2 protein-coding genes and 1 pseudogene are annotated in these 4,085 nt (G+C 61.3%); 1 reads left to right on the forward strand and 2 read right to left on the reverse strand.

The annotated features are described in order from the left end of the window. Positions 1-1,181, forward strand: a 1,181-nt coding sequence (locus tag FFS27_RS29660) for an alpha/beta fold hydrolase (protein ID WP_137952409.1), incomplete at its 5' end; no start/stop codon positions are given. A gap of 163 nt (positions 1,182-1,344) precedes the next feature. On the opposite strand, the gene fpvA is transcribed toward FFS27_RS29660, so the two are convergent. Both fpvA and FFS27_RS33895 read right to left on the reverse strand, forming a co-directional pair. Beyond that, entirely contained in the window at positions 1,345-3,792 is a 2,448-nt protein-coding gene (fpvA, locus tag FFS27_RS29665; RefSeq protein WP_003139291.1) for a ferripyoverdine/pyocin S3 receptor FpvA, read from the reverse strand. Positions 3,793-3,894: 102 nt separating this feature from the next. Then, positions 3,895-4,053, reverse strand: a pseudogene (locus tag FFS27_RS33895) (hypothetical protein); the annotation flags it as partial. Between the last annotated feature and the right edge of the window lie 32 nt (positions 4,054-4,085).

The following is a 4,085-nucleotide window of genomic DNA, read 5'->3' on the forward strand; positions in this document are numbered from 1 at the left end:
CGGTCAATGGCAAGCTCGACCGGCAGGCGTTGCCGCAACCGGATGCGAGCCTGTCGCAACAGGCCTATCGAGCGCCCGGTAGCGAGCTGGAGCAGCGCATCGCAGCGATCTGGGCGGAGATCCTGGGAGTGGAACGGGTCGGCCTGGACGACAACTTCTTCGAACTGGGCGGTCACTCATTGTTGCTGCTGATGCTCAAGGAGCGGATCGGCGATACCTGCCAGGCTACGCTGAGCATCAGCCAACTGATGACCCATGCCAGCGTCGCGGAACAGGCGGCATGCATCGAGGGGCAGGCGCGTGAGTCGTTGCTGGTGCCGCTCAACGGCAGGCGCGAAGGTTCGCCGCTGTTCATGTTCCATCCGAGTTTCGGCTCTGTGCATTGTTACAAGACCCTCGCCATGGCGCTGCGGGATCGCCATCCGGTCAAGGGTGTTGTCTGCCGTGCCCTGCTGGGCGCTGGTCGCGAGGTGCCGGAGTGGGACGATATGGTTGCGGAATACGCCGAGCAATTGCTGCAGGAGCACCCCGAAGGGGCTTTCAACCTGGCGGGATGGTCGCTCGGCGGCAACCTGGCGATGGATGTCGCGGCCCGGCTGGAGCAGCGTGGGCGGCAGGTGGCCTTCGTCGGCTGGATCGATGCGCCGGCACCGGTCAGGGTCGAAGCGTTCTGGAACGAGATCGGGCCGACGCCGGAGGCAGTCCCGAACCTATCCGTGGGCGAGATGCGGGTGGAACTGCTCGGTGTCATGTTTCCGGAGCGGGCCGAGCATATCGAACGGGCCTGGTCATCGATCTGCTCCGCCACGACGGACGATGAGCAGCGCTGGACGAGGATGAGCGACTGGGCGGAAGCGGAGATCGGCGCCGAGTTCGCGACACTGCGCAGCGAAATCGCACAGAGCAACGAACTGGAAGTGTCCTGGGAGTTGAAACAGATCCTCGACGAGCGCCTGAAAGCGATGGATTACCCGCGTCTGACGGCGAAGGTCAGCCTCTGGTGGGCCGCGCGCAGCACCAATGCCATCCAGCGGAGCGCGGTGGAGCGCTCGATGGCCGAGGCGATCGGGGCTGAGCGTGTCGAACCGGTGCGGGTGCTGGATACCCGGCACGACAAGATCATCGACCACCCTGAGTTTGTGCAGAGCTTCCGGGCCGCCCTGGAGCGTGCCGGGCGCTGATCTCAGGTCCGTTCCGTTCAAAGCCCGCCTTCAGGCGGGCTCTTTGTTTCTGTACAGGAATCATTTGGTGTCGTGCCGACAGGCGTCTTCGGCGATGGGTCGCGTGGGGTAGCCGAGAAGCAGAACGCCCCGCATTGCGGGGCGTTCTTTTTCGCAGTCGGGCTCAGAAGTCCCAGCGAGTGCTGAACATCAGGTTCCGTGGATCGCCATAGGATGCCGAGGTGTAGAAACCGATGTTGGTGTAGTAGGTCTTGTCGAAGACGTTGTTGACGTTGACACTGGCCGACAGCTTGTCGGTGATCTGGTAGCGGGCCATCAGGTCCACCAGCCAGTAGTCTTCCTGGGAGAACTTTTCCCAGCGGCTGCGGGGATTGTTGTAGACCATCTGCCAGCTCTTGCCCTGCCAGCGGGCGCCGCCGCCGACCGTGAGCTTGTCCAGGGCGCCCTTGAACTTGTAGCTGGTGTAGAGGCTCAACTGGTCCTGAGGCTCCCAGGTGGAAACCTTCTTGCCACTGTCGTCGCGAATGATCTTGTGGGTATAGCCAGCCTGAACCTGCCAGCCTGGCGCCAGTTCACCCGAGATTTCCGCCTCGTAGCCCTTGGTCTTGGCCTTGATGCCCTTGTAGGCGTAGGTGATGGCGGGGTTGGTCGGTTTGCTGTTGTAGAGGGCGTCTTCCTCCGCGCGGTTTTCCTCATGAATCTCGAAGTAGGCGAGACTGGTATTGAGTCGTCCGTCGAGATATTCGCCCTTGATGCCGATCTCGTAGTTCTGGCCTTCGTCGGGTTCGAGCAGTTTGTTGCTGCTGTCGCGATACCAACTGTCCTGCGGCATGAAGATGTCGGTATAGCTGGCGTAGACGGAGTAGGTATCGTTCAGGTCGTAGACCGCGCCGACGTAGGGAATGAAGCGTCCGGACTCGCGAATGGTCGGATTCAGGCCGGTTACCCGGTAGTCGACCACGCGTCCACCTAGGAACAGGTTCAGGTCATCGGTCACATTGAAGCGGGCGGTCATGTAGCTGCCCAACTGGCGGGTCTTGTCATCGATGTACTGGGATGGGGTACCCCAGTCGGGCTTGCCTATATCGCCGTCCCAATTGATGAAGTCGTCGGTGGTGTTGTCGTAGTTGCGCAGGTTCCAGTAGCTCTTGCCCTCCCAGTGGGAGAAGGAAGCCGAGGTGCCGACCACCAGCTCGTGCTCGCGACCGAGGAACTGGAAGGGGCCGGTGAGATAGATATCCAGCGAGTTGCTCTTGGTTTCGCCGGTGTACTTCTGCGCAACGATCTTGGCGCTGTTGTCCGGTGCCGGCCAGTCGCCCATGATCGCGCCGAGGGGCGCGTGGTAGCCGTTGATCTTGTGATCGAGCTGCACCTTGCCGACCCAGCCGTTGGCGAAATTGTGCTCGAGGTTGGCGAAGACGGTGCGGGTGTACTGTTCCCAACTGCTCCACTTGGCTCCGTTGTTGAAGGAGCGGGAGACGTCGTTGCGGTTGCCCTGGCTGTCGAAGAGCGGGAAGCTGCCCGACCAGCCCGATCCCTTGGGATCGTTGTCCTGATAGTCGGCGCCGACGGTAAGCATGGTGTCGGGATTCAGATCGAACTCGAGGATGCCGTAGTAGACGCTGGTTTTGCGCTCGTAGTGATCCATGAACGAGTGCTTGTCCTGGTAGGCGGCTACCGCCCGGCCGCGGACGTTGCCGGACTCGGTCAGCGGGCCGCTGACGTCCAGTTCGGAGCGGTAATTGTCCCAACTGCCCGCGCCCAGTTCGACATGGCCCTTGAATTCATGGGTAGGTTTCTTGCGGATCAGGTTGATCGTGGCGCCGAGGGACCCCGCACCGGTGAGCAGGCCGGTCGCCCCCTTGAGTACTTCCACCCGGTCGTAGATGGCCATGTCACTGAGCGTATTGCCCGCGGAGTAGCCGACGTTGCGGGCCGTCGAGGGAATCCCGTCGTACTGGAAGTTGTTGATCGAGAAGCCGCGGGCATAGTAGTTGTTGCGGTCAGTGTCGTAGGCCGAGACGGTGATGCCCGGCGTATGGCGCATGACGTCGTCGATATTGTTGAGGCCGAAGTCGTCCATGTTCTGGCGGGTGACCACGGTGATCGACTGGGGTGTCTCGCGCGGAGTCAGGACCAGGCGGGTCGCCGTGGCGATAGTGCCTGGCGTATAGGAGCCGCTGTCCTCGGTGATGGTGCCCAACTGGTTGGAGGTGATCATGGTGGCGCCGAGATCGACGCTGCTGTCCGCCGCCTCGGCGACGCTGATGGTTATCGCATTGCCCTGGAAGTCCACCGATGCGCCGGTGCCACGAAGCAGCTCGGTAATCGCCTGGTTCGGCTCCAGCTTGCCCTTGATCGCACTGCTACGCTTGTTCCGGACCTCTTCCGGGCGATACAGCACCTGGATATCCGCCTGGCGGCCGAACTCCTGGAGTGCGCTGCCCAGCGCCTGGGGAGGGATGTCGAACTCGATTTCCTGCGCCTGGACATATCCCGCCAGCGGCAGGCTCAGGGCCATGGCGAGCGAGTGGGGAAGCATCCTGCGTTGGAAGGCACGGCGCATCAAAAACGCCTTACTCAGAGGACTGAGACCGTGTGGTGCTGGCATGGGTGATTGCTCTTCTTAGGTTGGCAAGTTGCAAATAAATGAGATCGCTTCTCAATTCTCTTAGTATGACGTTTTACCCACGGAAAACCGGATGAAAAAGTTTCACGCCGTCTCGGTTTCCTTGACGACCTTGCCTGCCGAGAGCCTTATCAACTGGTCCGCCATTTCGAAATAGCGATCATCGTGGCTGATCACGATGATGGTCTTGCCCTGGCGCTTCAGGTCCGGCAACAGTTCGGTGTAGAAGACCCTGCGGAAAGCTGATAAGGCTCTCGGCAGGCAAGGTCGTCAAG

The organism is Pseudomonas sp. 2VD (assembly GCF_005503585.1).
Taxonomy (GTDB): domain Bacteria; phylum Pseudomonadota; class Gammaproteobacteria; order Pseudomonadales; family Pseudomonadaceae; genus Pseudomonas; species Pseudomonas aeruginosa.

What these genes read in the sequence shown, in the direction of transcription:
- fpvA (WP_003139291.1), bottom strand. Translation starts at nt 3,792, where the DNA reads ATGCCAGCACCACACGGTCTCAGTCCTCTGAGTAAGGCGTTTTTGATG.